This is a genomic window from Enterococcus sp. HMSC061C05 (genome assembly GCF_001814765.1).
In the GTDB taxonomy this organism is placed as follows: Bacteria; Bacillota; Bacilli; order Lactobacillales; family Enterococcaceae; genus Enterococcus_B; species Enterococcus_B lactis.
The window spans coordinates 1-223 of record NZ_KV817714.1 but is presented as its reverse complement, the minus strand read 5'-3'; the positions used below and the strand labels follow the sequence as shown (position 1 = coordinate 223).

The following is a 223-nucleotide window of genomic DNA, read 5'->3' as shown; positions in this document are numbered from 1 at the left end:
TCAAAAGAAAATGAAGAGCAATCACTAGCCATTTTACTTTTATGGAATCCATTCTTCTTGTAAAAGCTAGACTGATACCACTTAAAATCCAACATGAATACTGGACGATTAGAAACCCTATCACTTCATGACGAATATACAAATGACTGCTGAGCAAAATCATACAGAAGACTAACAGAACCACCGATACCCGCTTACTTTTCTTACTTTCTATTGATAACAT

1 pseudogene is annotated in these 223 nt (G+C 34.5%); it reads right to left on the bottom strand.

Going from position 1 to position 223, the window contains the following annotated elements:
* A pseudogene (locus HMPREF2988_RS13815) lies at nucleotides 1–223 on the bottom strand (hypothetical protein); the annotation flags it as partial.